The sequence below is a fragment of the Streptomyces sp. 13-12-16 genome (assembly GCF_002114215.1).
Taxonomy (GTDB): Bacteria; Actinomycetota; Actinomycetes; order Streptomycetales; family Streptomycetaceae; genus Streptomyces.
Genome location: NZ_NCTE01001206.1, coordinates 1,658 through 4,057 on the forward strand (window position 1 = coordinate 1,658; position 2,400 = coordinate 4,057).

Annotated in this window: 1 protein-coding gene; it reads left to right on the top strand. The window is 70.4% G+C overall.

Translation table 11 applies throughout. From position 1 onward, the window contains the following. The first annotated feature begins 24 nt into the window (after positions 1 to 24). Positions 25 to 2,244: an NADP-dependent isocitrate dehydrogenase gene (locus B7767_RS37760; protein WP_085575931.1), complete on the top strand. Its 2,220-nt coding sequence runs from the start codon at positions 25 to 27 to the stop codon at positions 2,242 to 2,244. Positions 2,245 to 2,400: the final 156 nt, after the last annotated feature.

Below are 2,400 nucleotides of genomic sequence, written 5' to 3' on the forward strand. Positions count from 1 at the left end.
TGCAGACGTGGAGCGGAGCACCCGGTGACTGACTCGACCATCATCTATACGCACACTGACGAGGCCCCGGCCCTGGCGACGTATTCCTTCCTGCCGGTGGTCCAGGCGTACGCCTCGCAGGCGGGTGTCACCGTGGAGACGCGTGACATCTCGCTGGCCGGGCGCATCATCGCCCTGTTCCCGGAGTACCTGGCCGAGGACCAGCGCATCCCGGACGCCCTCTCGGAGCTCGGTGAGCTGGCCAAGACGCCGGCGGCCAACATCATCAAGCTGCCGAACATCTCGGCGTCGATCCCGCAGCTCAAGGCCGCGATCGCCGAGCTGCAGGGTCAGGGCTACGCGCTGCCGGCCTACCCGGACGACCCGAAGACCGACGAGGAGCGCGACATCCGCGCCCGCTACGACAAGGTCAAGGGTTCGGCCGTCAACCCGGTGCTGCGTGAGGGCAACTCCGACCGCCGCGCCCCCGCCTCGGTGAAGAACTACGCCAAGAACCACCCGCACCGCATGGGCGCCTGGACCGCCGAGTCCAAGACCAACGTCGCCACCATGGGCGCGGACGACTTCCGCTCCACCGAGAAGTCGGCCGTCATCGCCGAGGACGGCGCGCTGCGCATCGAGCTCAAGGGCGACGACGGCACCACCACCGTGCTGCGCGAGTCCGTGCCCGTCCTGAAGGGCGAGGTCGTCGACGCCTCCGTGATGCGCGTCGCCGCGCTGCGCGAGTTCCTGACCGCGCAGGTCGCCCGCGCCAAGCAGGAGGGCGTGCTGTTCTCCGTGCACCTGAAGGCCACGATGATGAAGGTCTCCGACCCGATCGTCTTCGGCCACGTGGTGCGCGCCTTCTTCCCGAAGACGTTCGCGCAGTACGGCGACAAGCTCGCCGCGGCCGGCCTCACCCCGAACGACGGCCTGGGCGGCATCTACAAGGGCCTGGAGTCCCTGCCCGAGGGCGCCGAGATCAAGGCGTCCTTCGACGCCGAGCTCGCCGAGGGCCCGGAGCTGGCGATGGTCGACTCCGACAAGGGCATCACCAACCTGCACGTCCCCTCGGACGTCATCGTCGACGCCTCCATGCCGGCCATGATCCGCACCTCCGGCCACATGTGGGGCCCCGACGGCCAGGAGGCCGACACCCTCGCCGTCCTGCCGGACTCCAGCTACTCCGGCGTCTACCAGGCCGTGATCGAGGACTGCCGGGCCAACGGCGCCTACGACCCGTCCACCATGGGCTCGGTGCCGAACGTCGGTCTGATGGCGCAGAAGGCCGAGGAGTACGGCAGCCACGACAAGACCTTCGAGATCCCCGTCACGGGCACGGTCCGTCTGGTCGACGGCAACGGCGACGTGGTCCTCGAGCAGGCCGTCTCCGCCGGTGACATCTTCCGCGCCTGCCAGACCAAGGACGCCCCGATCCGCGACTGGGTGAAGCTGGCCGTCACGCGCGCCCGCGCCACCGGCGACCCGGCCGTCTTCTGGCTGGACGAGACCCGCGCGCACGACGCCAACCTGATCGCCAAGGTGAAGCAGTACCTGCCCGAACACGACACCGAGGGCCTGGACATCCGCATCCTCGCCCCGGTCGAGGCGACCAAGCTGTCGGTGGAGCGCATCCGCCGCGGCGAGAACACCATCTCCGTCACCGGCAACGTCCTGCGCGACTACCTGACCGACCTGTTCCCGATCCTGGAGCTGGGCACCAGCGCCAAGATGCTGTCGGTCGTCCCGCTGATGGCGGGCGGCGGCCTGTTCGAGACGGGCGCGGGCGGCTCGGCGCCGAAGCACGTGCAGCAGCTGGTCAAGGAGAACTACCTGCGCTGGGACTCCCTCGGTGAGTTCTTCGCGCTGGTGCCGTCGCTGGAGCAGTACGCCGAGGCCACGGGCAACGGCCGTGCCAAGGTGCTCGCCGACACCCTCGACCGCGCCACGGCGACCTTCCTCAACGAGGACAAGTCCCCGACCCGTCGCGTCGGCGGCATCGACAACCGCGGCAGCCACTTCTACCTGTCCCTGTACTGGGCGCAGGAGCTGGCCGCGCAGAGCGACGACGCGGACCTGGCGAAGGCGTTCGCGCCGCTCGCCGAGACCCTCTCCGCCAACGAAGCGAAGATCGTCGAGGAGCTGAACGCCGTCCAGGGCAAGCCCGCCGAGATCGGCGGCTACTTCCAGCCCGACCCGGCCAAGGCCGCCGCGGTGATGCGTCCGTCCACCACGTGGAACGAGGCGCTGGCGTCCCTGAGCTGACGCGAGCGACCCCCTTGGTGCTCCGCCCCGGCCGGCCATGTGCCCGGCCGGGGCGGAGCCGTCCGGGCCGCGTGGCGGCTCACCGGCCGCGCGGGGCGACCGGCTCCTCGGCTCCGGTGTCCGCGAAGCCGTGCGTCCGGGCGGCGAACCGGGACT